Below are 24,368 nucleotides of genomic sequence, written 5' to 3' on the forward strand. Positions count from 1 at the left end.
AATCTGTGCCTGCTGACGTCGTCGCCGAACTGACCGGCGCCCGGCTGGCGTTCGCCGAACGCGTGCTGTGGGACCAACTCGATCTCGCCGTGCGCGCTGGTGAATTCATCGCGGTGCTCGGCCCGAACGGTACCGGCAAGACTTCCCTGCTCAAGGTGCTGCTCGGCCAACTGCAACTCACCGCGGGCAAGGTCACGATCTGCGGGAAGCCGGTCGAAAAGGGCAGCAGGCGAATCGGTTACGTGCCCCAGCACCGTGCGATCGACAGCGGGCTGTCGCTGCGGGCGTGTGATCTCGTCGGTTTGGGGTTCGACGGTCACCGCTGGGGTCTGGCGACCGACCGTTCGGCCAAGCGCACAGCCGTGCAGCGGGCGCTGAACCAGGTCAACGGCAAGACACTCGCGAATATGCCGGTCGGTGTGATGTCGGGCGGCGAGCTCCAGCGGGTGCGGATCGCCCAGGCGCTGACCACGGATCCGGTGCTGCTGCTGTGCGACGAGCCACTGCTCAACCTGGATCCGGCCAACGCACGGCTGGTGTCGACGCTGATCGATGCGCGCCGGCGCGACGCGAACACCGCCGTACTTTTCGTCACCCATGAGGTCAATCCCGTTCTGCCATACATAGACCGGGTGTTGTATTTGGTCGACGGCCGATTCCGGATCGGCACCGTCGAAGAGGTGATGACCTCGGCGACCCTTTCCGAGTTGTATCGCGCCGACATCCAGGTGGTGAAGGTCGGCAGCCGCTACGTCGTGGTCGGCGAGCACGACCACTCGGCACACGCGAGCGGCCACGACCATGAGTGAACGGCTCACCGACCTGCTGGCGCACCTGTTCTCGTTCGACATCACCCTCGACCTCTTGCGCCGCGACTTCGTCCAGCAGGCCCTGCTCGCGGCCGCACTGCTCGCCCTGGTGTCCGGGTTGATCGGACCGTTCATCGTGATGCGGCAGATGTCGTTCGCGGTGCACGGATCCAGCGAATTGTCCCTCACCGGAGCGGCTTTCGCACTGCTCGCCGGTTTCAACGTCGGTATCGGCGCACTGGTCGGATGCGCACTGGCCGCAGTTTTGTTCGGGGTGCTGGGCCAGCGTGCACGTGAACGGGATTCGGCGATCGGTGTGGTGCTGGCGTTCGGGCTCGGCCTTGCAGTGCTGTTCATCCATCTCTATCCCGGTCGCAGCGGGACGAGCTTCGCGCTGCTGACCGGGCAGATCGTCGGCGTCGGCTACTCCGGGCTGGCGTTATTGACCGTCGTGTCGGTGGTCGTCATCGTCGTGCTTGCGGTGTCCTACCGTCCCCTGTTGTTCGCCACCGTCGACCCTGAGGTGGCGGCGGGACGCGGAGTTCCGGTGCGCGCGTTGGGCATTGTCTTCGCCGCGCTGGTCGGGGTCACGGCCGCACAGGGCGTGCAGATCGTCGGGGCGTTGCTGGTGATGTCACTGCTGATCACCCCCGCTGCGGCCGCAGTTCGGGTGTTCTCGTCACCCGGGGCGGCAGTCGCGGCATCGGTGATCTTCGCCGAGGTGTCCGCCGTCGGGGGCATCCTGCTGTCCCTGGCGCCTGGGGTACCGGTTTCGGTGTTCGTCACGACGATCTCGTTCGCGATCTTTTTGGTGTGCTGGCTGATCGGTCGTCGCGGCCGTGCCCGCAGTTAGTCCCGTTCCACCGGACGTGTTGATTCCGAAGACCATTCAGACCATGAGCCCGGATACAGCGCGGCGCCGACTCCGGCCGCGGCGAGCGCAGCGACCACGACCGACGCCGTGACACCCGATCCGCAGTACACGCCCACGGCGCCGCTGGACTCCGGGACATCGGCGACGAAACGCCCGTCGCGGTCCAGCAGGCTCGTGCTCGGGACATTGCGGGCGCCGGGAATGTGGCCCGCGACCGGATCGACGGGTTCGACCTCGCCGCGGAAGCGTTCCGGCGCGCGAGTGTCCAGCAGGGTCAGGTCGGCGGCGATCACCTGCTCGGCGGTGAGTGTCGGCAACGCACCCGCGTACAGGTCGTGGTGTGAGACCGTCACATCACCGGGTTGCGTGCTCGCCGGACCAGTTTCGAGCGGACCGGACCAGGCGGCCAGTCCGCCGTCGAGTATGCGCACATCGGCGATGCCCGCCGCGGTCAGCACCCACCAGGCGCGCGCCGACCCGGCCCGGTTCCAGTCGTCGTACACGACGACCGACGAACCGTCGCGTACACCCCACCGCCTGGCGGCCGCCTCCAGGTCTCGCCCCGACGGCAGCGGGTGGCGGCCATGCCCGATGACGGTGTGGTCGGACAACTCGTCCTCCAGCGAGACGTACACCGCGCCCGGGATGTGCCCTCGCTCGAATGCCGCGCGTCCGTCGGGCTCGCTGAGCTGCCAGCGCACGTCCAGGATCGTCGGCCGCTCGCCGGCATCCAGCCGCCGCTTCAGTTCCGCCGCGCTGATCAGTACGAGCTCACGGGTCACCCCGTCGATGGTGCCACCTAAGCTCACGAGCGTGACCGAGCACGCATTCAGTCCCGCTGAGCGAAGCGCGATCTACCGGGTGATCGCCGCACGCCGCGATATGCGCCGCTTCGTCCCCGGATCCGAGATCCCCGAGGATGTCCTGGTTCGATTGCTGCAGGCCGCGCATGCCGCGCCCAGCGTCGGGCTGATGCAGCCGTGGAGATTCATCCGGATCACCGACCTGGCGTTGCGCCGCGACATCCACGCCGTCGTCGACGACGAACGTCAGCGCACGGCCGAGGCGCTCGGGCCGCGCAACGCCGAGTTCCTGGCCCTGAAGGTCGAAGGCATTCTGGACTGTGCCGAGCTCTTGGTCGTCGCTCTCGGCGACGGGAGGCAGGACCACGTGTTCGGCAGGCGCACGCTGCCACAGATGGATCTTGCGTCGGTGTCGTGCGCCATCGAGAACCTGTGGCTGGCCGCACGTGCCGAAGGTCTCGGCATGGGGTGGGTGTCGATATTCGACCCGCGCCGGCTCGGGGAGTTGCTCGGTGTGCCGGAGGACGCCGAGGCTGTCGCGGTGCTGTGTCTTGGTCCGGTGCCGGAGTTTCCCGACCGCCCGCAACTCGAGATCGACGATTGGGCGGTCGGACGACCGCTGAGCGAGTTCGTCGCCGAGAACCGATGGGCCGCGCCCGCGCCGATCGTAGGCTGGTCGACGTGACCGTCGATCTCAACGCCGACCTCGGTGAGAGCTTCGGAGTGTGGAAACTCGGCGACGACGACGCGATGCTCGATGTCGTCACGAGCGCCAACGTCGCATGCGGCTTCCACGCCGGCGACTCTGCACTGTTGCTGCGGACGTGCCGGGCGGCAGCCGAACGCGACGTGCGCATCGGCGCGCAGGTCAGCTATCTCGATCTCGCCGGATTCGGCAGACGCTTCATCGACGCCGATCCAGAAGACCTGAAGGCGGACGTGATCTACCAGATCGGCGCGCTACAGGCGATCGCTCAAGTCGCCGGGTCGACGGTAAGTTACGTCAAACCCCATGGCGCGCTGTACAACACGATCGTCACCAATCATGATCAGGCACGTGCGGTCGCCGAAGCGGTGCATGCGGTCGACCCCGCACTGCCCGTCCTCGGCCTATCGGGATCGGTGTTCTTCGCCGAGGCGCAGGAGCTCGGCCTGCGGACCGTGCCCGAGGCGTTTGCCGACCGTGCGTACCGATCCGACGGGCAGCTGGTGTCGCGGCGGCTGCACAACGCGGTACTTCATGACGTCGAGGAGATCGCAGACCGGGTGTCGTCGATGGTGACGGCGGGTCGAGTTGCCGCAGTAGACGGCTCCACGATTCCGATCACGGTCGAATCTGTTTGTGTGCACGGAGATTCACCGGGGGCGGTGCAGATCGCCCATGCAGTCAGGGCACGGCTGCATTCCGACGGAGTCGAGATCAAGGCCTTCACCTGAACACCGCCCTGACCGAACCGCGCCGGCGGATCGGGTCCATGCACGTGCTGGTCGTCGGCATGGTCGCATTGGCCGTTTTCGGCACTGCGCTGAGGGGATTCGTCGTTGGCTCGGCGGAACTTTCGACCGCCGCAACGGTTTTCAGCGGGATCTTCGTGCAGGCCATTCCGTTCCTGGCCCTCGGAATCGTGATCAGTGGACTTGTCGCGGCGTTCGTGACGCCCGAACGGCTGACTCGCTGGTTGCCACGCAGACCCGCCGCGGCGATCCTAGCTGCGGGTGTCGGCGGTGCCGCACTGCCCGGCTGCGAGTGCGGTTCGGTTCCAGTTGCGCGACGCCTGTTCGGTGACGGGGCAGTGGGCGCCGCCGCCTTGACCTTCATGCTCGCCGCCCCAGCCATCAACCCCGTCGTGCTGGTCGCCACGGCTGTCGCATTCCCCGGCCAGCCGCAAATGGTGGCGGCGCGGTGTATCGCGTCGTTGGTGACTGCGCTGATCATGGGAGCCGTGTGGGCGCGGTTCGGCCGAACCGAGTGGATAACCCGGCGCCTGCCGCAACCGCGCGACGGCGAGGGGTCGCGCTGGACGGTGTTCACCGAGGCCGCCCGGCACGACTTCCTGCAAGCGGCCTCGTATCTGGTGATCGGCGCTGCCGCTGCAGCGGCGCTTCGGGTGGTCGTGCCGCCGTGGATGTACGAGAAGCTCGCAGGGCAGATCGTGCTCGGCATCTTGACCATGGCGCTGCTCGCCGTGGTCTTGTCGCTGTGTTCAGAGGCGGACGCGTTCGTCGCCGCCAGCTTGACGATGCTCCCACTGCTGCCGCGCCTGGTGTTTCTCGTCGTCGGTCCGGCCGTCGATCTCAAGCTGTTCGCGATGCAGGCCGGGATGTTCGGTCGCGCTTTCGCTTTGCGGTTCGCGCCGACGACGTTCGTGGTGGCCACACTGGTCGCCTCGGGTGTCGGACTGCTGCTGGTGGGTACGCAATGAGTCGCGAGACCGAGAACGTTCTTCTGTTGCTCGTCGGCATGGCCACGGGAATCATCACCATCACCGGGACCTACACCAGGTACGTCAAGCCTTCGCTGCTGCCGTGGCTGGCGGTGTCGGCGATCCTGCTGATAGTGCTCGCATTGATCTCGATCGTGCGCGACATCCGCCGTGGAGCGGCCGACGCGCCTCACGACGACGGCCATGCGCACCGCGCGTCGGCAGCCTGGCTGCTGGTCGTTCCCATCGCGGTGATCGGTTTCATCGTTCCGCCTGCCATCGCCCCCGAAGCCGCCACCCCGTCGGTGACCGAGGTGTCCTCTGAAGTGCAGCGACGGCCGTTCCCCGCGTTGCCCGCCGAACGTGCACCGGCCATCTCGCTGCCGGAGCTTCTGGTGCGGATAGCGCGGGATTCGGCGAACACCCTTGACGGCAGGCTGATCACGGTAACTGGATTCACGTTCAAGGAGGACGGTCGCACGGATCTGGCGCGCGTGGTGATCATCTGCTGCGCCGCCGATGCCTCGCTGGCGCGGATCCGCGTCAGCGGTCCGGCCGCGCAACAGATCGCCGCCTATCCAGAGAACACCTGGTTGCGGGTCGAGGCTGAAGTCCCATCCGGACAGACCTTTTCACGCAATGGCCCGATCGCCGTCATGGAGGTCTTCTCCGCCACCCGTATCGAACCGCCCGCGAATCTGTACGAGTATTGATTCACAGGCTGAGTCGGCGATAACGCTGCAGGCGGCGAATCGCGCCTGCCGATGCGTTTCCCTCGCATGGGGCGAGGACGGCATCCAGAAGGGCACGCACGTCTTCGGTGTCGAGATCCATTCCGATGGCAACGAGGCTGTTCGGCGTCGCCGACGCGGGAGCGGTGGAGACATGTATGGACGGACCAACCAGATGGACGACATAGGGCCGCACTGCGGAGCGATATCGCACGGCGATCGCGCCCTTGACCCGATAGACCCCAGGCGGCGGATCCTCCAGCAGGTCGAGTAACTTGCCCGGGTCGATACACCCCGAGCTGGTCACCGTGACCGCGTCGGCGTGGGCGTGGTCATCGTCGGCATGGGCATGCGTCTCTTCCGCGGATTCGAAGAGGAGTTCCCTGAACGAGAGCTGGCCCAGCTCGTCATCCGTTCGGGGTAGGTCATACAGCAGCGCGGGATCGATTCGCGCGCCGACCGTCCCGACCACGGGGGCGAGTGGGTTGCGCTCGCGAACACGCTGCTCGATTCGTTCGAGCAGCGGTTGCCGGTCGTCCTCGGGCAGTTGGTCCATCTTGTTGACGACGATCAAGGACGCGGCGCCGTAGCGAGCCGGCGGAGTTCTGTCGCGATCGACGACGTCGAAGTGGGTGGTGGCGTCGATGACGTCGACTATGCCGCCTGGCCGCACGCCGTCAACGCCGCTGAAGCGGATCAGCTGCGCCACGGCGACCGGGTCGGCCAGGCCGCTGGTCTCGACGATGATGGCGTCGAGGTCGAGCCGCGGGTCGGTGAGCTTGGTCAGCGCGTCGTCGAGCCCACCGTTGTCCGGCAGGCAACACACACAACCACCGGTGATCGAACTGGGTTCGTCGATCTGGCCGACGACCAGCCCGGCGTCGACGTTGAGCGCGCCAAAGTCGTTGACGATCACGCCAAGTCGCGCTCTCGGGGTTCGCAGGACATGGTTCAGCAGACTCGTCTTACCTGCGCCCAGATAACCAGTCAACGCGATGACTGGAACGGTTCTCACGCGCGGAGATTACCGCAGGGTGGCGTACGGCAGCAGCGCCATCTCTCGAGCGTTCTTGATCGCGATGGCGACCTGCCGCTGCTGCTGCACCGACAACCCCGTCACACGGCGCGACCGGATCTTGCCGCGTTCGGAGATGAATGTGCGGAGCAGCTGCACGTCCTTGTAGTCGACGTGGGTGATGCCGGCAGCCTTCAGCGGATTTGTCTTATGCCGCTTGGGTTCAGGTGCAGGAGATCGGCGGACCTGCCTCTTCTTGGCCATCAACGCTCCTCACGGAAGTCGACGTGGCGCCGTACCACCGGGTCGTACTTGCGCAGCACGATCCGGTCGGGGTCGTTTCGACGGTTCTTGCGTGTGACGTAGGTATAGCCCGTGCCCGCGGTGGACTTCAGTTTGACGATGGGCCGGATATCGTTGCGCGCCATCAGATTTTCGTCCCTTCACGACGCAGCCGGGCGACGACGGCCTCGATGCCGTCACGGTCGATGACCTTGATTCCCTTGGCGCTCACCCGCAGCGTGACGCGACGGCGCTCCGAGGCCAGGTAGTAGGTCTTGGACTGGATGTTCGGGTTCCACCGCCGACGGGTGCGACGGTGCGAATGCGATACGGAATTGCCGAAGCTCGGCGATCGGCCGGTGACCTGACAGTGCGCGGACACGGCCCTCCCTTCGTTGCGCTAATGTAAATGATAATCGTTTTCAATAGTACAGGAGGTACGCATGCGAACGCCGGTGGTCCTGATCTGCGGTCAGGGCGATACCGATGGCGTCGTCGACGTCGTGGCCAGACAACCTGGCACCGTCGTCGTCGAGCACAGGTTCGACGGTCAGGTGGTGCTACGGCGCGTCGGCGTGGCCGGCGATACGACGGAGTGGCCGCTCGAGCTGAGGAAGGGCTGCGTCACCTGCACCGTGCGCAACGACCTGCTGATCCTGCTCAGACGGCTGCACCGTCGCAGCGACATCGACCGCATCGTCGTGCGCTTGATGCCGTGGCTGGAACCCGAACCCGTCTGCTGGGCGATCAACAACGTCCGGGTGCGCGTGGGGCCCGGCTACCTCGACGGGCCTGCCGCCTGCGACGTCCGTATCGACGCGGTGGTGACGTGCATCGACTCCGCGAACTGGCTCAGCCAATCGCTCGGTGACGACGATCTCGCCGACGGGCGCACCGTCGCGCAGGTGGTGGTGGCCCAGGCCGAGTTCGCGGATGCACTCGTGCTCACCGACCCCGACACCCGCACGCTGGCGGTGCTGCGCAGGCTGGCTCCGCTGGCACGGCTCACGGTCGGAGCCGGCCGGGCCGAGACCGCGCTGGCCAATCTCGAACCCGACAGCCGTCGCGGTCGCAGCGACAATCCGCATGATCCCCTACTGGCCGGTGAGCCGTCGCTGTCCGGCGACGGCGACGTCGGGCTCATCCTGTTCTCCGCGCGACGGCCGTTCCATCCCGAACGCCTGCACGATGCGTTGGATCTGCTGTTGGACGGTGTGGTGCGGACCCGGGGCAGGCTGTGGCTGGCGAACCGGTTCGACGACGCGATGTGGATCGAATCCGCCGGCTGTGGGCTGCGGACCGAGTACGCCGGAAAGTGGCTGGCCGCAATGACTTCCAACCAGTTGGCGTACGCGGACCCGCAACGGTGCGCGCTAGCGTCGGCCGACTGGCACGACACCGTCGGTGATCGTCACGTGGCGTTGACGGTGCTCGTCTGCGGCGCCCAACCCGAGGCCATCGCCGACGGACTTCAGGCCGCGCTGCTGACCGACGAGGAAATGGCGCGGCCGCACGAATGGCGCGCGTACGCCGACCCGTTCGGCGATTGGCACCACGACCCATGCGAGGACAGGGCCGAACACGCGGGCGACGTCATCATCGCGAAGCACGAAGGAGAAGAACGGTGAAACCCGATATCCATCGCGACTACCACCCCGTGGTGTTCCAGGATGCGACCACCGGTGACGCATTCCTGACACGATCGACGTTGACGAGCGAGCGCACCGTCGAATGGGAGGACGGCCGCACCTATCCGCTTGTCGTCGTCGACATCAGCGCCTCGTCGCATCCGTTCTGGACAGGCTCGCGCCGCCACATCGACACCGCCGGGCAGGTCGAGAAGTTCCGCAGGCGCTACGGGGACCGCACATAAGGTTGGCGCTATGCGCCTCAAGCTCGGCAGGCCGGACCTGGCCGACTACGCCGGTTACTTCGACGAGCCCGCTGCGACCGAGGGTGCGCCGCTGACCGTCACCTGGGCCGGCGTCACCACGCTGCTCGTCGACGACGGTGAGTCCGCGGTGATGACCGACGGCTTCTTCTCCCGGCCGAGCCTGGCTGAGGTCGGGCTGCGGTCGTTGTCGCCGTCGACGCCGCGGATCGACGGCTCGTTGGCGCGAATGGGGGTGCAGCGCCTTGAGGCAGTGTTGCCGGTGCACACCCATTTCGACCACGCGATGGACAGCGCCGTGGTCGCCCAGCGCACCGGCGCGAAGGTGGTCGGCGGAACGTCGGCGCGACAGGTCGGCCTCGGTCACGGGTTGCCCGACGATCGCCTCGTCGTGGCGACACCGGGCAAAGCCATAACCCTTGGGGCGTATGACGTCACGCTGATCGAGTCCGAACACTGCCCACCCGACCGCTTTCCCGGCGTCATCACCGAACCCGTCGCGCCACCGGTGCGCGCGTCGGCATACAAGTGCGGTGAAGCATGGTCGACGGTCGTGCATCACCGGCCGTCGGACCGGCGGTTGCTGATCGTCGGCAGCGCCGGTTTCCTGCCCGGCGCGCTGGCCACACAGCGGGCCGACGTCGTGTACCTCGGCGTCGGGCAGCTCGGTGTGCAGCCCGAGCAGTACCTGCTCGACTACTGGGCAGAAGCTGTGCGCGCGGTGGGTGCGCGCCGCGTCGTCCTGATCCATTGGGACGACTTCTTCCGCCCGCTGCACAAGCCGCTGCGCGCGCTGCCCTACGCGGGTGACGATCTGGACGTCACGATGCAGGTGCTGTCCCGGCTGGCGCGCGAGGACGGTGTCGCGCTGCATCTGCCTACGCTCTGGCAGCGCGCAGACCCGTGGGGTTGAGCCTGGCGCTCGTCGCGCTGGTCGTCGTACTGCTGTTCGCCATAGTGCGCCCGCACGGCTGGCCCGAGGCCATCGTCGCGGTACCGGCGGCCGCCACGCTGATCGTCGCCGGCGTCATCTCGGTGCCGGAGGCGTTGGCCGAAGTGAACCGGCTGCTGCCCGTCGTCGGTTTCCTTGCCGCGATCCTGGTGCTCGCGAAGCTGTGCGACGACGAAGGCCTGTTCCGCGCTGCGGGCGTCGCGATGGCGCGGTTCAGCGCGGGCAACCCCAAACACCTGCTGTCCATGGTGTTCGTCGTCGCGTCGGCAACCACCGCGATCCTGAGCCTTGATGCGACGGTCGTGCTGCTGACACCGGTCGTCCTCGCGACCGCACGTACGCTGGCGGTACCGGCCCGACCACATGCGTACGCCACCGCCCACCTGTCCAACAGCGCTTCGCTGCTGCTGCCGGTGTCCAACCTGACCAACCTGTTGGCGTTCACGGCGGCGGGCCTGACGTTCCTGCATTTCGCCGCGATCATGGCCCTGCCGTGGCTGGCGGCGATCGCCGTCGAGTTCGTCCTTCTACGTTGGCTTTTCAAGCGCGATCTGTCGATCGAGTCGCAGCGGGTGAATACCTCAGAGCCCGTCGACGTGCCGGTGTTCGTGCTGGTGGTACTCGCGCTCACCCTCGTCGGGTTTGCGGTGACTTCGCTCCTTGGACACTCCCCCGCCTGGGCGGCCCTGGCCGGCGCAACCGTCCTAGGCGTGCGCGCACTCGCGCGCCGCGACACCACCGTCACGCGGATCGCGTCCGCTGTCGACGCACCGTTTCTCGCGTTCGTGTTGTGCCTCGGTGTCGTCGTCGACGCGGTGATGCTGCACGGCCTCGACTCCGCGATGCGGCATGTGCTGCCCACCGGGAGCACGATGCTCGCACTGCTCGGAATCGCCGCTATCGCCGCCGTGCTGTCCAATCTCGTGAACAACCTGCCCGCGGTCCTGGTCATGCTTCCGTTGGTCGCGGCGTCGGGCCCGGCCGCCGTGCTCGCCGTACTGATCGGCGTGAACATCGGTCCGAATCTGACGTACGTCGGCTCACTGGCCAACCTGCTGTGGCGTGGTGTCGTACGCCGGGAGATGCCGACCGGGTTCGTCGAGTTCACCCGGATTGGGTTGTGCACCGTGCCGCTCACCCTGCTGGCATCGGTCGCAGCCCTGTGGCTGAGCATCCAATTGATCGGTGTGTAGGCCCGGTTACCTGCGCTCAAACGACAGTGGGACAACGCATGTCGATTGAGCCACCGGCGGCGCTGCGGGGTGCGCGTCGCCGTAGCATCGGCCACATTGGTGCTATGGCTGTGTCCCGATCGTCGGCTCCGCCGACGGTGTTCAGCAGATACGTGGCACTCGGTGACTCGTTCACCGAAGGTATCGGCGACCCCCACCCAGCCCGCCCGAACGGTCTACGTGGCTGGGCGGATCGCGTCGCAGAAGTGCTCGGACAACACAACCCGCACATGCGGTACGCCAATCTGGCGGTGCGCGGGCGCACCATGGACGAGATCCTCACCGAGCAGATCCAGACCGCCGTCATGCTCGAGCCCGATATCGTGACGGTCTACGCCGGGATGAACGATCTGATGTTGGTGCGCAACAACATCGACGCCATGATGGCGCGCTATGCCGATGCGCTGAAGACGCTGCAGCAGACGGGTGCTGTAGTGCTCACGTTCACCGCAGCCGATCTCGGCACCGTGCCGCTGTTCCGCCGGCTGCGCGGCCGCGCCGCGATCTACAACGAGCTGCTGCGCACCGTCGTCGACGATCTCGGTGTACAGCTCGTGGACTTCTGGCGGTTCAACGAATTTCGGGATCCGCGACTGTGGGCGGGCGACCGCGTTCACCTGTCCCCACTCGGGCATGAACGCATGGCCGCCAAAGTCCTCGACACACTCACGGTGCCGCACAGCCTCACGTCGCGCTCAGCCGCCGTGCTGACATCGTCGCCTCCGGTACACACCTGGTGGCAGAACCTGCGATGGGCGACGGCATTCGCTGCGCCGTGGGTGGCGCGTCGGCTACGGCGCGTGACGCCAGGTGCCGGTATAGAACCGAAATTGCCTGGGCTGGTCGAGATTCTGCAGCCCGCGTACTAACTGCGACGTTGGCGGGCGATTTCGGCGAGTACCACCCCGGCGGCCACCGATGCGTTCAGCGATTCCGTCGGCCCGGCCATCGGAATCGACACGATCACATCGCAGTTCTCCCTGACCAGCCGCGACAGACCCTTGCCCTCGGATCCGACGACGACCAGGATCGGGCCGGCGCCGTCCAGCTCGTCCACCGTGATGTCACCGTCGGCATCGAGACCCACCACCTGCAGGCCCGCGTTGGCCCAATCCTTCAGCGTGCGATTGAGATTCGTCGCCCGAGCCACCGGAAGCCGGGCGGCCGCACCGGCACTGGTGCGCCATGCGACCGCCGTAACCGACGCCGATCGGCGCTGCGGGATGAGCACACCGTGACCGCCGAATGCGGACACCGACCGCACGATCGCGCCGAGGTTGCGCGGATCGGAAATGTTGTCCAGGGCGACGAGCAGGGCGGGCGACACGTCCGTCGTCGCAGACTTCAGCAGGTCGTCGGGATGTGCGTACTGATACGGCGGCACCTGCAAAGCGATGCCCTGATGCAGCCCGTTGGTGCTCATCCGGTCCAGATCGGTCCGGGGCACCTCGAGGATTGCGATACCGGAATCGGCTGCCCGCGTGACTGATTCGGTCAGACGTTCGTCGGATTCCGCGCCGAGGGCGACGTAGAGCGCGGAGGCAGGCACTCCCGCGCGCAGGCATTCCACAACGGGATTGCGCCCGAGCACCAATTCGACGTCGTCGGTCTTGCGTTGCCGGCCCTGTTGCTTCCTGGCCGCCTTGGCGGCGCGTTTGGCCGCGGGATGATTGACCCGGTCCTTGGCGGCCGGAGTCGCTCCCCTGCCCTCGAGGCCACGGCGGCGCACACCGCCAGAACCGACGGTCGGCCCCTTCTTGGTGCCCGGCTTGCGAATTGCGCCGCGGCGTTTGGAGTTTCCAGCCATTTACTTTGTGTAACCGTCCAGCAGTGTCCATTGCGGTCCGTCACCGGTGTCGGTGACCTCGATTCCGGCCGCTTTGAGACGGTCGCGGATGGCGTCGGCCTCGGCCCAGTCGCGTCTGTCCCGGGCGTCAGCGCGGCGCTGCACCTCGGCCTGCACAAGCACATCGACCGCGGCCAGCGCGGCCGAAGTCTCGTCTTTGGACTCCCAGCGCTCGTCGAGCGGATCGGCGCCCAGGATGCCCATCATCGTTCGGATCGACATCGCCTGTGCCAGCGCTGTCTCGTGGTCGCCGGCGTCCAATGCCCGGTTTCCCTCGGCGCGCGCGGCGTGGATTTCAGCCAGCGCAATCGGCACCGCCAGGTCGTCGTCCAGGGCCGCCGCGAACTTCGGTGTCCACTCGCCCGGCACCACCGCGCCGACCCGGGTGCGCACGCGGTGCAGGAAATCCTCGATCCCGGTGTAGGCCTTCGCCGCGTCCTGCAGCGCCGTCTCGGAGAACTCCAGCATCGACCGGTAGTGCGCGCTGCCCAGGTAGTACCGCAGTTCGGCAGCCCGAACCCGTTGCAGCACAGCCGGTATCGCCAGCACATTGCCCAGCGACTTGCTCATCTTCTCGCCGCCCATGGTCACCCAGCCGTTGTGCAACCAGAACCTGGCGAACGGATCACCGGCGGCTTCGGCCTGCGCGATCTCGTTTTCGTGATGCGGGAACACCAGGTCCATACCGCCGGCATGAATGTCGAATTCGGCGCCAAGGTAGGCCTCGCACATCGCTACGCACTCGGTGTGCCAGCCGGGACGGCCGCGTCCCCACGGCGTCGGCCACGACGGTTCACCCGGTTTCGCGCCCTTCCACAGCGTGAAGTCGCGCTCGTCGCGTTTGCCGGTGGCAACGCCTTCGCCCTGATGCACGTCGTCGATTCGATGGCCCGACAGCTTTCCGTAGTCGGCCAGGCTCAGCACGTTGAAGTAGACGTCTCCACCACCGACGTAGGCGTGGCCACGTTCGATCAGCCGCTCGATCAGCTCGACGATCTGCGTGATGTGCCCGGTGGCCCGCGGCTCAGCCGACGGCGGAAGGACGCCCAGCGCGTCGTAGGCGGCCGAAAACGCGCGCTCGTAGGTGGCGGCCCACTCCCACCACGGCCTGCCCGCATCGGCGGCCTTGTTCAGGATTTTGTCGTCGATGTCGGTGACGTTGCGGATGAACGCGACGTCGTAACCCTTCGCCATCAGCCAGCGCCGCAGGACGTCGAACGCCACACCACTGCGAACGTGCCCGATATGAGGCAGACCCTGCACCGTCGCGCCGCAGAGATAGATCGACACGTGGCCTTCGCGCACCGGCACGAAGTCGCGGACGGCGCCCGTCATCGTGTCGTATAGCCGCAGGTCGGTCACGACGGGCCAGCTTACCGGGCTTATTCGGGCGGAATGACCAGTGCGGTCGCGATCGCGGCCAAACCTTCGCCACGGCCCGTCAGTCCCAGACCGTCTGTCGTGGTCGCCGATACCGACACCGGGGCGTCGAGGAGTTCGGACAGCAACTTCTGCGCCTCGGCCCGGCGCGGACCCACCTTGGGCCGGTTGCCGATGACCTGAACGGCGGCGTTGCCGACGCGGTAGCCCTCGGCCACCAGCAGACCATGTACATGGCGCAACATGTCGGCACCGCTGACGTCGCGCCATTCGGGGCGGCCGGTGCCAAACACCTCTCCGAGATCGCCGAGACCGGCCGCGGAAAGCAGCGCGTCACACAACGCATGAGCGGCCACGTCGCCGTCGGAATGTCCGGCGCAGCCGTCGGCGTCAGCGAACGACAGGCACAGCAGCCAGCACGGCCTACCGCTCTCGATCGGGTGTACGTCGGTACCGAGCCCGACTCTGGGCAGGCTCGTCATGGCCGTCAGGAGGCGGCAGCAAGTGCCTCGTCGAGAATGGTCGCGGCCTTCTCGTCGTCGGTGTTCTCCGCAAGCGCGAGTTCACCGACGAGAATCTGACGCGCCTTGGCCAGCATCCGCTTCTCGCCGGCGGACAGGCCACGCTCCTGATCGCGACGCCACAGGTCGCGAACCACCTCGGCGACCTTGTTCACGTCGCCGGAGGCCAGCTTCTCGAGATTGGCCTTATAGCGGCGCGACCAGTTGGTCGGCTCCTCGGTATGCGGCGCGCGGAGCACCTGGAAAACCTTGTCGAGACCTTCTTGCCCGACGACGTCTCGCACGCCCACGTATTCGGCATTCTCCGCTGGGACTCGAACGGTGAGATCGCCCTGGGCGACCTTCAAGACGAGGTATTCCTTCTGTTCGCCTTTGATGGTCCGGGTTTCGATCGCTTCGATCAGCGCGGCGCCGTGGTGTGGATAGACGACGGTGTCTCCGACCTTGAAAATCATCAGATTAGAGCCCCTTTCACAACCCAATGTTAGCACGGGGTCCAGACAGGCGTGGATCAACGGTGCAGGTCAGGGGCACTCCCGGTCGAGACTAGGGGTTGACAGGCGGATGAATACGTGCAACACGCTGCTGCCATCGAGAAATCTGCGGACCGTCCGTCGGCCCTCAGCTACCGCCCGCCACGCGCACCTACTACAGTCCATAGTCGAATCCAAAGTCCGTCGAGCAGGAGGCACGTGTGGACCGCTTCAAACTGGCCGCCTGTGGACTGGCAGCCACCGTCGTCCTGAGTGCCTGCGGGGCCGGGCAGGTTTCCCAGACGGCCACCCAGGAACCCGCGGTGAACGGCACCAGCGCGAACATCGGCCAGATCGCGGTGCGCAACGCCCACCTGCGGGTCGACCAGACGTCGGATTACGTGCAGCCGGGCAGTGAGGTGGACCTGATTTTCGTCGCTTCCAACAACTCGCCGGACGTCAACGACAAGCTGGTGTCGATCACGTCCGACGTCGGAACGGTCACGCTGAGCGGCGACACCGCCCTGCCCGCGACGGGCAACCTCGTAGTGGGCGCCCCCGACGGGCAAATCACTCCGCTCGAAAGCGTCGAGACGGTCGACGCGGCCGAAGCGAAGGTGGAGCTGACGAAGCCGATCACCAACGGCCTGACGTACAACTTCACGTTCACGTTCGAGAAGGGCGGCGAGGGCACGTTCGCAGTGCCGATTTCCGCCGGTGAGAGCCCGCGGCGCGAAGAGGGCGGCAGCGCAGGCCACTCGGGCGGCGGCTCCGGCGGTCACTGACCGCACAACTCCGCGACACGGCCGCTCACCACGGGATTTCTGTCGGTCCGTGCGGCTACGGTCGCCCCATGCCTAAAAGTGGCGCCAAGCCACGGTCGCAGTACCGCTGCTCCGAATGCCACCACGTCACGGCGAAGTGGGTCGGCCGGTGTGCGGATTGCGGCACCTGGGGCACGGTCGACGAGGTGGCGGTGCTCTCCGCCGTCAACGGGTCATCGATGCGGCGCGCGGTCGCCCCGACCTCGCCCGCGGTACCGATCAGCTCGATCGATCCCGGCCACACCCGGCACGTCGGCACCGGAATCACCGAACTCGACCGGGTCCTCGGGGGCGGAGTGGTCCCCGGGTCGGTGACGCTGCTGGCCGGTGAACCTGGAGTCGGGAAGTCGACCCTGCTGCTGGAGGCCGCGCACCGGTGGGCCGAGAGCGGAAAGCGCGCGCTCTACCTCTCCGGCGAGGAATCGGCCGGCCAGATCCGGATGCGGGCCGGGCGCACCGGCTGCACGCACGACGAGGTCTTCCTGGCCGCCGAGTCGGATCTGCAGATGGTGCTCGGCCACATCGACGAAGTGAAGCCCAGCCTGGTCATCGTCGACTCGGTGCAGACCATGTCGACGACCGAAGCCGACGGCGTCACCGGTGGCGTCACCCAGGTGCGCGCGGTGACCACGACGCTGACGATGGCCGCCAAAACCTCCGGCGTGGCGCTGATCCTGGTCGGCCACGTCACCAAGGACGGTGCGATCGCGGGGCCCCGCTCACTGGAGCATCTCGTCGACGTCGTCCTGCACTTCGAGGGTGACCGGCAGTCGTCGCTGCGCATGGTTCGCGGTGTGAAGAACCGCTTCGGCGCGGCCGACGAGGTCGGCTGTTTTCTGTTGCACGACAACGGAATCGAATGTGTCTCGGATCCGTCGGCACTGTTCCGCGATCAGCGGCCCCAGCCGGTGTCTGGGACGGCCGTCACGGTCACGCTCGACGGTAAGCGCCCGCTCATCGGCGAGGTACAGGCGCTCATCGGAGCACCGGCGAGCGGGTCGCCGCGGCGAGCGGTCAGCGGTATCGACTCGTCGCGCGCGGCGATGATCACGGCGGTGCTGGAGAAGCGGGCGAAGCTGCCGGTCGGCGCCAATGACATCTACCTGTCGACGGTTGGGGGCATGCGGTTGACTGATCCCTCCGCCGATCTTGCGGTGGCACTGGCGATCGCGTCGTCGTGCATGGACCTGCCGATGCCCGCCTCGGCCGTGGCGATCGGCGAAGTCGGACTCGCCGGCGATCTGCGCCGCGTCAGCGGTATGGATCGCCGGCTGGCCGAGGCCGCACGGCTGGGCTTCACTGTGGCCGTGGTGCCTCCCGGCGTGACGGCGGTGCCCGCCCGACTGCGCGCGATATCGGCCGACAACATCGGCTCGGCATTGCGGGTGCTGCGAGAAATCGCGCAGAATAGCGGCCAGTCGTAGGAGGGGTTCAATGGCTGTCAAGCCTGGTGGGAGGTCCAGCCGCACCGTTGTGCCGCTGGCGAGGCCAACCATGCGCGAGACCATTTCCCGACTGGCCCCGGGGACCGCGCTGCGCGACGGGCTCGAGCGCATCCTGCGCGGCCGCACCGGCGCGCTGATCCTCATCGGCTATGACGACAGCGTCGAGGCGATCTGCGACGGCGGTTTCTCGCTCGACGTCCGCTACGCGCCGACGCGACTGCGCGAGCTGTCCAAGATGGACGGCGCCGTGGTGCTGTCCTCCGACGGCAGCCGGATCCTGCGGGCCAACGTCCAGCTGGTGCCCGATCCGTCGATCCCCACCGAAGAGTCCGGCACCCGGCACCGGTCCGCGGAGCGCACCGCCATCCAGACGGGCTACCCGGTGATCTCGGTGAGCCATTCGATGAGCATCGTGACCGTGTACGTGGCCGGCGAACGCCACGTGATCCCCGACTCGGCGACCATCCTGTCGCGCGCCAACCAGACCATCGACACACTGGAGCGCTACAAGGCCCGCCTCGACGAGGTCAGCAGGCAACTGTCGACGGCCGAAATCGAGGACTTCGTCACGCTGCGCGATGTGATGACGCTCGTGCAGCGGCTGGAGATGGTGCGGCGGATCAGCCTGGAAATCGATTCGGACGTGGTCGAACTCGGCACCGACGGACGTCAGCTCAAGCTGCAGCTGGAAGAGCTGGTTGGCGACAACGAGACCGCGCGCGAGCTGATCGTGCGCGACTACCACGCCAACCCGGACCCGCCGACCGCCGCTCAGGTCAGCGCAACGCTGGAGGAGCTGGACCACCTCTCCGACAACGAGCTGCTCGATTTCACCGCGCTGGCAAGGGTTTTCGGTTACCCATCGACCGCCGAGGCACAGGATTCGGCGATGAGCTCGCGCGGTTACCGGGCGATGGCGGGCATCCCCCGACTGCAGTTCGCCCACGTCGACCTGCTGGTGCGCTCGTTCGGCTCACTGCAGGGACTGCTAGCCGCGAGCGCGACCGATCTACAGAACGTCGAGGGCATCGGATCGATGTGGGCGCGCCACATCCGAGAAGGGTTGTCGCAGTTGGCCGAATCGACGATCGCCGACCGGCTGGCCTAACCCACCGCGGGCGGTGGCGGCGGCGCCTCACCGGGCGGCGGCGCAGGCGCGGGGGCGGCGAGGCCGAACGGGACCGCCGCCGAGCGCAGGTTGCCCAGCTGGACCACGAGGTTGTACATGCCCGGCCCGATGGGTTGCCGCGGTAGCGGGCAGTTCGGTGCCGAGCCCATCCCGGTCCAGGTCACTTCGGTCGTCACCTGCTCGCCGGGCTGGAATGTCTTGACCAGCGTCTCGTTCGATGGCGCGCAGTCCAGGTTCGACCACAGCCTGCCGTTCTCCAGCGTGTAGACGTAGGCCGCCAGCACCGCGGCGCCCACGTCGCGCTTGCACGCCACCAGGCCGATGTTCGTGACAACCATCGTGAACTTCGGCTGATCGCCGACGACGTACTGCGGCTGGTTCGTGATGCCCTTGACGGCCAGCGTCGAATCGGGGCAGTCATCGCCCTCGTTGAGCACCGGCGGCGGGGCGACAGCCGCGGTGGGGGTGGGGGTGGGCGGTGGGGCATTCTGCGCCGGCGGTATCACCGGGGTCTTGACCTCGGGGTTCTCCCCCGGCAGTGGCGTCGGCGTGGCGGCGGGGGCGGGCTGTTCGGCGGCGGTGTTCTCGGTGCCGCCCACGGACTTGATGATCACGACAGAGAGGGCTGCGATCACGCCGATGACGATCACCGCAACGCCCAGCGCCAGTGCCCTGCGGCGCCAGTAAATCTGTTGGGGTAGTGGGCCCTGCGGTTCTAGATCCAGCACAATTCACACGGTAAGGCCGGATTATGCCTGTTCGTCCGAGGTCGCCCGGCGTGTCGCGAGTGAGCCTCGACTCAGCTTTCGCCGATGTCGCCGATATGGTCCCGCAAAACCACGCGGCCGTCGGCCAGCTGATAGGTCAGGCCGACGATCGCCAAGCTGCCCGCGTCGATGCGTTCGGCGATGGCGGTCGATCGCGCCATCAGTTGCGCGCCCGTCTCCGTGACGTGCCGGGCCTCGAACTCGTCGACCCGGCTCAGTCCCTCACGACGGCCCGCCAGGATCGACGGCATCACCCGTTCGACGATGTCACGCACGTAACCGCCGGGCACCACACCGTCGTCGAGCGCCGACAGTGTCGCCTTCACCGCACCGCAGCTGTCGTGACCGAGGACGACGATCAGCGGCACATTGAGCACGGTGACCGCGAATTCGATCGAGCCGAGCACCGCCGAATCGATGACATGACCGGCGGTGCGTACGACGAACATGTCCCCGAGGCCCTGGTCGAAGATGATCTCGGCGGCCACCCGGCTGTCGCCGCAGCCGAACAAGGCGGCGATCGGCTTCTGCGCGGCGGTCAGGCTCGCTCGGTATTCGATTCCCTGGCTCGGGTGCTCAGGCTTACCCGCGACGAACCGCTCGTTACCCTCTTTGAGTGCTTTCCACGCGGTCACTGGGCTGGTGTTGGGCATGACCGACATTGTGCCCCAGCTGCTCGATTGGTACCGCACCGAGCAGCGCGATCTGCCGTGGCGGCGATCTGGCGTCTCGCCGTGGCAGATTCTGGTCAGCGAATTCATGCTTCAGCAGACGCCGGTCGCGCGGGTCGAGCCGATCTGGCTGGCGTGGATCGAGCGCTGGCCGACCCCGTCGGCGACCGCGGCCGCGAGCGCGGCCGACGTGCTGCGCGCGTGGGGAAAGCTCGGCTATCCGCGCCGCGCCAAGCGGCTGCACGAGTGCGCGACGGTGATCGCCACCGAGCACGACGACGTCGTGCCGTCGGACATCGAGACGTTGTTGACCCTTCCCGGCGTCGGCACGTACACCGCAAGGGCGATTGCCTGCTTCGCCTACCGCAAGCGGGTGCCCGTCGTGGACACCAACGTGCGCCGGGTGGTGGCCAGGGTGGTGCACGGACGCGCAGACTCCCCGTCTTCGGTTCGCGATCTCGACGACGTCGCGGCGCTGCTGCCCGACAGTGCCGACGCGCCAACGTTTTCGGTGGCCTTGATGGAACTCGGAGCGACGGTGTGCACGGCGCGCGCACCCCGGTGCGGGCTGTGCCCGTTGACTGTCTGCGCGTGGCGCTCGAGAGGTTATCCGGAGGCGGCGGCGCCGGTGCGCCGCGTACAGCGTTACGCCGGAACCGACCGCCAAGTGCGCGGTCGGTTGCTGGATGTGTTGCGCGGCAACGACTCTCCGGTCCCCAGGGCCCAGCTCGACATGGCGTGGCTGACTGACACCGCGCAACGGGATCGCGCACTGGATTCGCTGCTGGTCGACGGGCTGGTCGAGCAGACCGCAGACGGGCGTTTCGCACTTGCCGGGGAAGGCGACTAGTTAGCCTGGTGCTGTGGCTGTGACCGGTTCGGGGGCGCCGCGGACTCGCTACGCATCGCGCGGCGACTTGGACATCGCATACCAGGTACTCGGCGATGGTCCCATCGACGTCGTCGCCATGCCCGGCCCCTTCGTCCCGATCGACTCCATTGACGCCGAACCCTCGATGTACCGCTTTCACCGGCGACTGTCGTCGTTTTGCAGGCTGATCAGGTTCGACCACCGCGGCATGGGCATGTCGTCGCGCATCGGCGCCGACAAGATCACCCCGGCCTGCTGGGCCGAAGACGTCGTCGCCGTCATGGATGCCGTCGGCTCGGAGCAGGCCACGGTGTTCGCGACCGGGTTCTCCGCGATGAGTGCACTTTTTCTGGCCGGTGATCGCCCGGCGCGGGTATCGAAGTTGGTCATCGTCAACGGTTCGGCGAGAGCGCTGTGGGCGCCCGATTACGAGCCGGGATCGCGCGCGACAGCGGCGAGCCCGTTCACCACCGTTGCCGTCGAACCCGATGCCGTCGAGCGGGGATTCGACGTCCTGGCCCTGCTGGCGCCGTCGGTGGCCGACGACATCGCATTCCGGACCTGGTGGGACGCCGCGGGCAACCGGGCGGCGTCACCCAGCATGGCCCGCAGGTCCAGCCAGGCGCTGGCGGAAGGCGACGTGCGGGACAGGCTGCCGCACATCACGGCGCCGACGCTGGTGCTGCATCGCAGGGATACCGCCTTTGTTCCGGTCGGCCACGGCCGATATCTGGCCGAGCACATCGCGGACGCCCGCTATGTCGAGTTGCCGGGCGCGGACTCGCTGTACTGGGTCGGCGACAGCTCGCCGATCCTCGACGAGATCGAAGAGTTCGTCACGGGTTCGCGCCGCGGTGCCGAATTCGAACGCGTCCTGACCACCATCGTGTTCACCGACATCGTCGGGTCGACTCAGCGTGCGGCCGCGCTCGGCGACGACCGGTGGCACGCCCTGCTCGACAACCACGACACCGTCGTCCGTCGTGAGCTCGAGCGGTTCCGGGGCATCGAGGTCAACACCGTCGGCGACGGCTTCGTCGCCATGTTCCCCAGCCCCAGTGCGGCCATCCAGTGCGCGTCCGCGGTTGTCGACGCGGTGCGTCAACTCGGCATCGAGGTGCGGGTGGGCGTCCATGCGGGGGAGGTCGAGGTGCGCGGTGACGACATCGCCGGGATGGCGGTGCACATCGGGGCCCGGGTGTCGGGTCTGGCGGGCGCCAGCGAGGTGCTGGTGTCCTCTACGGTGCGCGACATCGTGACGGGATCACGGCTGAGTTTCGACGACCGAGGCGAGCATGATCTCAAGGGCGTGCCCGGCCGATGGCGGGTCTACGCGCTGGTGCGCGAATAGCGTCAGGCGGTGGCCGCTTCCTCGTCGTCGGAATCGCTGTCGGTGCAGCAGAACCTGCGCCGGTAGTCCGACGGTGTGACGCCGATGATCCGGCGGAAGTGGTGCCGAAGGAGCGTCGCGGTGCCGAAGCCGGATCGCTCGGCGATCCGGTCGATGTCGAGATCGGACTCTTCGAGCAGTGTGCGGGCGTAGAGCACGCGCTGATCGGTGACCCACTGCATCGGCGTGCGGCCGGTTTCCTCGACGAACCTGCGCGCGAATGTGCGCGCCGACATGTGCGCACGGGCGGCAAGGCTGGCGACCGTGTGCGGCTGGTCGAGGTTGCCCAGGATCCAGTCGAGTTGCGGCGCAAAGCGTTCCGAGCATCGCACCGGGATCGGTTGATCGATGTACTGCCGTTGGCCGCCGTCGCGCTGCGGTGGCACCACCATCCGGCGCGCGATCTTGTTCGTGACCTCGCTGCCGAGTTCGCGGCGAACCAGATGCAGACACGCGTCGATACCCGCCGCTGTCCCCGCGCTGGTGATCAGGTTGCCGTCATCGACGAACAGCACATTGCGATCGACTTTCGCGGTCGGATACTGGCGGGCCAGGTCGTCGGCGTGCATCCAGTGCGTGGTGCAAGGCCGGCCATCGAGCAGCCCCGCGGCGCCCGCGACGAACGCGCCCGAGCACACCGTGAGGATGATCGACCCGGAGTCGGCGGCAGCTTTCACCGCCTCCAGCGCCGCGGGTAGGTAGTCCGATCCGCCGATCGCGGGAATGGCCACCAGGTCCGCTCCGACGAGGTCGTCAAGGCCGTGGTCGGGGGTGATCGTCGCGCCGACCGAGGTCCGCAGCGGCTTGCCGGGTTCCGGCCCGCAGACCTTGAAATCGAAGTTGGGCACGCCGTCCGCGGAGCGGTCGATGCCGAAGACCTCGCAGATGACGCCGAACTCGAAAATCGCTAGACCGTCCAGCACCAGCGCCGATACGCTCTTTATTGCCATGGCAGCATTTTATCCTAAGGTGTCCTTCCTGCCACTGTTGGCGGGATATTTGTGAGCGGAGTATTACTGCCATGACCACTGCACTCACCTTCCTCATCCTGATCGCCCCCCTGGCGGTGGCAGTGGCCCTCAGCTGGGCGGCTCATCGCTCCGGTTCACTGCGGCTTCGGCTTGACCAGTTCCGGATGGCCGGTCCAATGACGGGTCGGTACTTCGAGGACGACCGCGACGCCTTCCGCATCGGCCACGACGCCGATGCCGTGCGCACGCGCTTCGAGCAGCAGCCGTTCTGGCCCTCGTCAGGGTCGCTGAGCGAGGGTCGCTAGAAACGACTCGACCGCGTCTCGATAGATCTGCGGCGCATCGTCGTGGATCAGGTGGCCGGCGCCGGGCACGTGCAGATACGTCGTCCGGTAGCCGGATTCCGCCATCGTGCGCATCTGGCCCGGCGGCGTGACGGAATTGCCGGCCTCCAACAGCAGCGAGGGCGCCCGCACCATCGACCACTGCTGCCAGTAGTCGCGGGTGCCCCACTCGGCGGCGATCTCGATCCAGGTCTTCGTATGCCCGTGCAGCCGCCAACCGGTATCGGTCTTGTCGAACGCCTCGAGGAAGTACTGCCCAGCGACGGTTCCGAACTCGTCGTAAACCCTTTGCGCCGTGTTGAATTCGACCGGCAGCGCATGCAGCCACGGTTCCCACGGGCCAGTCGTGCGGCCCCGGAAGTCCGGAGCCATGTCCTCCACGACGAGCGCACGTACCAATTCGGGCCGGCTCGCCGCCAGACACCACGAGTGCAGCGCGCCCATCGAATGTCCGACCATGACGGCCGGGGCGCCCAGCGTGGCGACGGCGTCACCGAGGTCGGCGACGAACCGCTCGGTGCTGATCGGATACGGATCGTCGACATCACGACCGCGGTGCCACGGCGCGTCGTAGGTGTACACCCGACCCAGCCCGGTCAGCCACGGCAGCTGTCGCGACCACGTGCTGCCCCGGCCCATCAGGCCGTGTACGAGGACCAGCGGCTCGCCGGCTCCTCCTCGGGGCGTCAGCAGGTCGGGGGCCATGGGAGCGCACGGTAACCTG

At 67.3% G+C, this 24,368-nt stretch carries 30 protein-coding genes; 17 read left to right on the forward strand and 13 right to left on the reverse strand.

The features are described from left to right. Positions 1-5: 5 nt before the first annotated feature. Entirely contained in the window at positions 6-809 is an 804-nt protein-coding gene (locus tag G6N42_RS19255) for a metal ABC transporter ATP-binding protein (protein ID WP_163731491.1), read from the forward strand. Beyond that, positions 802-1,662 carry a metal ABC transporter permease gene (locus tag G6N42_RS19260; RefSeq protein WP_197905541.1) on the forward strand — a complete coding sequence of 287 codons (861 nt, stop codon included), beginning with the start codon at positions 802-804 and terminating at the stop codon, positions 1,660-1,662. Before G6N42_RS19255 ends, G6N42_RS19260 begins: the two co-directional genes overlap by 8 nt. Here the strand turns inward: G6N42_RS19260 and G6N42_RS19265 are convergent. Beyond that, positions 1,659-2,465: a sulfurtransferase gene (locus tag G6N42_RS19265; RefSeq protein ID WP_163731493.1), complete on the reverse strand. Its 807-nt coding sequence runs from the start codon at positions 2,463-2,465 to the stop codon at positions 1,659-1,661. The genes G6N42_RS19260 and G6N42_RS19265 overlap by 4 nt on opposite strands. Before the next feature lie 7 nt (positions 2,466-2,472). Between G6N42_RS19265 and bluB the strand changes: the two genes are divergently transcribed. Genes bluB through G6N42_RS19285 form a run of 4 tightly spaced genes read left to right on the forward strand, consistent with a single transcriptional unit; the run spans position 2,473 to position 5,622 of the window. Then, complete coding sequence (gene bluB, locus G6N42_RS19270; protein ID WP_163731496.1) at positions 2,473-3,171, forward strand: 5,6-dimethylbenzimidazole synthase; 699 nt, start codon at positions 2,473-2,475, stop codon at positions 3,169-3,171. Beyond that, positions 3,132-3,923, forward strand: a complete 792-nt coding sequence (locus G6N42_RS19275; RefSeq protein WP_163731499.1) for a LamB/YcsF family protein — start codon at positions 3,132-3,134, stop codon at positions 3,921-3,923. The genes bluB and G6N42_RS19275 overlap by 40 nt, the downstream gene beginning before the upstream one ends. Before the next feature lie 38 nt (positions 3,924-3,961). Beyond that, complete coding sequence (locus tag G6N42_RS19280; protein WP_163731501.1) at positions 3,962-4,909, forward strand: permease; 948 nt, start codon at positions 3,962-3,964, stop codon at positions 4,907-4,909. Further along, entirely contained in the window at positions 4,906-5,622 is a 717-nt protein-coding gene (locus G6N42_RS19285; RefSeq protein ID WP_163731505.1) for a TIGR03943 family putative permease subunit, read from the forward strand. The genes G6N42_RS19280 and G6N42_RS19285 overlap by 4 nt, the downstream gene beginning before the upstream one ends. Before the next feature lies 1 nt (position 5,623). Here G6N42_RS19285 and G6N42_RS19290 read toward each other — a convergent pair whose 3' ends face one another. The 4 genes from G6N42_RS19290 to rpmB are packed head-to-tail and all read right to left on the reverse strand — an operon-like array spanning position 5,624 to position 7,319. Next, a complete protein-coding gene (locus G6N42_RS19290; RefSeq protein ID WP_163731509.1) occupies positions 5,624-6,655 on the reverse strand; it encodes a CobW family GTP-binding protein in 1,032 nt (343 codons plus the stop codon). A 9-nt stretch (positions 6,656-6,664) separates the two neighbouring features. Continuing rightward, complete coding sequence (rpsR, locus tag G6N42_RS19295; protein WP_163731512.1) at positions 6,665-6,919, reverse strand: 30S ribosomal protein S18; 255 nt, start codon at positions 6,917-6,919, stop codon at positions 6,665-6,667. Beyond that, positions 6,919-7,083, reverse strand: coding sequence for a 50S ribosomal protein L33 (rpmG, locus tag G6N42_RS19300; RefSeq protein WP_163731515.1), 165 nt, complete (start codon positions 7,081-7,083; stop codon positions 6,919-6,921). The genes rpsR and rpmG overlap by 1 nt, the downstream gene beginning before the upstream one ends. Beyond that, complete coding sequence (gene rpmB, locus G6N42_RS19305; RefSeq protein ID WP_163731518.1) at positions 7,083-7,319, reverse strand: 50S ribosomal protein L28; 237 nt, start codon at positions 7,317-7,319, stop codon at positions 7,083-7,085. The genes rpmG and rpmB overlap by 1 nt, the downstream gene beginning before the upstream one ends. Positions 7,320-7,380: 61 nt before the next feature. Here rpmB and mrf point away from each other — a divergent pair, with 61 nt between their 5' ends. The 5 genes from mrf (at position 7,381) to G6N42_RS19330 (ending at position 11,881) form a co-directional block, all read left to right on the forward strand. Beyond that, complete coding sequence (gene mrf / locus G6N42_RS19310) at positions 7,381-8,565, forward strand: ribosome hibernation factor-recruiting GTPase MRF (protein WP_163731521.1); 1,185 nt, start codon at positions 7,381-7,383, stop codon at positions 8,563-8,565. Beyond that, positions 8,562-8,810, forward strand: coding sequence for a type B 50S ribosomal protein L31 (locus G6N42_RS19315; protein ID WP_163731524.1), 249 nt, complete (start codon positions 8,562-8,564; stop codon positions 8,808-8,810). Before mrf ends, G6N42_RS19315 begins: the two co-directional genes overlap by 4 nt. A gap of 10 nt (positions 8,811-8,820) precedes the next feature. Next, positions 8,821-9,741: an MBL fold metallo-hydrolase gene (locus G6N42_RS19320; RefSeq protein WP_163731526.1), complete on the forward strand. Its 921-nt coding sequence runs from the start codon at positions 8,821-8,823 to the stop codon at positions 9,739-9,741. After that, positions 9,732-10,973: an SLC13 family permease gene (locus tag G6N42_RS19325; protein WP_163731530.1), complete on the forward strand. Its 1,242-nt coding sequence runs from the start codon at positions 9,732-9,734 to the stop codon at positions 10,971-10,973. Before G6N42_RS19320 ends, G6N42_RS19325 begins: the two co-directional genes overlap by 10 nt. 104 nt (positions 10,974-11,077) lie before the next feature. Further along, entirely contained in the window at positions 11,078-11,881 is an 804-nt protein-coding gene (locus tag G6N42_RS19330) for an SGNH/GDSL hydrolase family protein (RefSeq protein WP_232076196.1), read from the forward strand. Here G6N42_RS19330 and rlmB read toward each other — a convergent pair. Genes rlmB through carD form a run of 4 tightly spaced genes read right to left on the reverse strand, consistent with a single transcriptional unit; the run spans position 11,878 to position 15,214 of the window. Next, a complete protein-coding gene (rlmB, locus tag G6N42_RS19335) occupies positions 11,878-12,819 on the reverse strand; it encodes a 23S rRNA (guanosine(2251)-2'-O)-methyltransferase RlmB (protein WP_163731535.1) in 942 nt (313 codons plus the stop codon). The genes G6N42_RS19330 and rlmB overlap by 4 nt on opposite strands. Next, positions 12,820-14,220, reverse strand: a complete 1,401-nt coding sequence (cysS, locus tag G6N42_RS19340) for a cysteine--tRNA ligase (protein ID WP_163731538.1) — start codon at positions 14,218-14,220, stop codon at positions 12,820-12,822. It abuts the gene before it with no gap. Between the two features lie 20 nt (positions 14,221-14,240). Next, positions 14,241-14,720 carry a 2-C-methyl-D-erythritol 2,4-cyclodiphosphate synthase gene (gene ispF / locus G6N42_RS19345; RefSeq protein WP_163731541.1) on the reverse strand — a complete coding sequence of 160 codons (480 nt, stop codon included), beginning with the start codon at positions 14,718-14,720 and terminating at the stop codon, positions 14,241-14,243. 5 nt (positions 14,721-14,725) lie between these two features. Next, positions 14,726-15,214 (reverse strand): RNA polymerase-binding transcription factor CarD, encoded by a 489-nt coding sequence (carD, locus tag G6N42_RS19350; protein ID WP_003888533.1) that lies wholly within the window; start codon positions 15,212-15,214, stop codon positions 14,726-14,728. A gap of 239 nt (positions 15,215-15,453) precedes the next feature. Here carD and G6N42_RS19355 point away from each other — a divergent pair, with 239 nt between their 5' ends. The 3 genes from G6N42_RS19355 (at position 15,454) to disA (ending at position 18,609) form a co-directional block, all read left to right on the forward strand. Continuing rightward, entirely contained in the window at positions 15,454-16,017 is a 564-nt protein-coding gene (locus G6N42_RS19355) for a copper chaperone PCu(A)C domain-containing protein (RefSeq protein ID WP_163731544.1), read from the forward strand. A gap of 68 nt (positions 16,018-16,085) precedes the next feature. Continuing rightward, positions 16,086-17,480, forward strand: a complete 1,395-nt coding sequence (radA, locus tag G6N42_RS19360) for a DNA repair protein RadA (RefSeq protein WP_163731548.1) — start codon at positions 16,086-16,088, stop codon at positions 17,478-17,480. A 10-nt stretch (positions 17,481-17,490) separates the two neighbouring features. Next, positions 17,491-18,609 (forward strand): DNA integrity scanning diadenylate cyclase DisA, encoded by a 1,119-nt coding sequence (gene disA, locus G6N42_RS19365; protein ID WP_163731551.1) that lies wholly within the window; start codon positions 17,491-17,493, stop codon positions 18,607-18,609. Here disA and G6N42_RS19370 read toward each other — a convergent pair. Together G6N42_RS19370 and G6N42_RS19375 are read right to left on the reverse strand one after the other, a co-directional pair. Continuing rightward, complete coding sequence (locus G6N42_RS19370) at positions 18,606-19,358, reverse strand: hypothetical protein (protein ID WP_163731554.1); 753 nt, start codon at positions 19,356-19,358, stop codon at positions 18,606-18,608. The genes disA and G6N42_RS19370 overlap by 4 nt on opposite strands. Positions 19,359-19,429: 71 nt before the next feature. Further along, positions 19,430-20,050 (reverse strand): carbonic anhydrase, encoded by a 621-nt coding sequence (locus G6N42_RS19375; RefSeq protein ID WP_163731557.1) that lies wholly within the window; start codon positions 20,048-20,050, stop codon positions 19,430-19,432. On the opposite strand from G6N42_RS19375, the gene G6N42_RS19380 reads away from it, so the two are divergent. Then, a complete protein-coding gene (locus tag G6N42_RS19380) occupies positions 20,049-20,918 on the forward strand; it encodes an A/G-specific adenine glycosylase (RefSeq protein ID WP_163731560.1) in 870 nt (289 codons plus the stop codon). The genes G6N42_RS19375 and G6N42_RS19380 overlap by 2 nt on opposite strands. A 13-nt stretch (positions 20,919-20,931) precedes the next feature. Beyond that, positions 20,932-22,290: a bifunctional lipase/adenylate cyclase LipJ gene (locus G6N42_RS19385; protein ID WP_163731563.1), complete on the forward strand. Its 1,359-nt coding sequence runs from the start codon at positions 20,932-20,934 to the stop codon at positions 22,288-22,290. Between the two features lie 2 nt (positions 22,291-22,292). Here G6N42_RS19385 and G6N42_RS19390 read toward each other — a convergent pair whose 3' ends face one another. Then, positions 22,293-23,279 (reverse strand): helix-turn-helix domain-containing protein, encoded by a 987-nt coding sequence (locus tag G6N42_RS19390; protein WP_163731566.1) that lies wholly within the window; start codon positions 23,277-23,279, stop codon positions 22,293-22,295. A 71-nt stretch (positions 23,280-23,350) separates the two neighbouring features. Here G6N42_RS19390 and G6N42_RS19395 point away from each other — a divergent pair, with 71 nt between their 5' ends. Beyond that, a complete protein-coding gene (locus G6N42_RS19395; protein WP_163731569.1) occupies positions 23,351-23,605 on the forward strand; it encodes a hypothetical protein in 255 nt (84 codons plus the stop codon). On the opposite strand, the gene G6N42_RS19400 is transcribed toward G6N42_RS19395, so the two are convergent. After that, a complete protein-coding gene (locus tag G6N42_RS19400; RefSeq protein WP_163731572.1) occupies positions 23,579-24,349 on the reverse strand; it encodes an alpha/beta fold hydrolase in 771 nt (256 codons plus the stop codon). The two genes, G6N42_RS19395 and G6N42_RS19400, sit on opposite strands and share 27 nt — an antisense overlap. Positions 24,350-24,368 lie beyond the last annotated feature (19 nt).

This window comes from Mycobacterium gallinarum, from assembly GCF_010726765.1.
Taxonomy (GTDB): Bacteria; Actinomycetota; Actinomycetes; order Mycobacteriales; family Mycobacteriaceae; genus Mycobacterium; species Mycobacterium gallinarum.